1 pseudogene is annotated in these 266 nt (G+C 77.8%); it reads right to left on the bottom strand.

The features are described from left to right. Window positions 1-266 (bottom strand): annotated as a pseudogene (locus MTCD1_RS19365) (hypothetical protein); the annotation flags it as partial.

The raw sequence follows: 266 nt of genomic DNA, 5'->3' as shown, positions 1-266 counted from the left end.
GCGCGGGCCCGCCGCAGGGCACGGCAAAGAAGGCCGGGTGGGGGTGACCGTCGAAGAAGGTGTCGCCCGCGGCCACGGCCACCAGCGTGCCCGCCAGGCGCGCCACGCCCGCAAAGGCCGCCAGCGTGTGCAGCACCATCGGGTGACCCGCCACCGTGTGGTACTGCTTGGGCAGCACGGGGGGGCCGTCCTGCCCGCCCCTGCGCACGGCGCGCGTGCCGGTGCCGGCGCAGGGCACCAGCCCCCAGAAGCGCCCGGCCACAGGG

This window comes from Colwellia marinimaniae, assembly GCF_002207865.1.
Taxonomy (GTDB): domain Bacteria; phylum Pseudomonadota; class Gammaproteobacteria; order Enterobacterales; family Alteromonadaceae; genus Colwellia; species Colwellia marinimaniae.
This window is presented reverse-complemented; position numbering and strand designations above follow the sequence as displayed.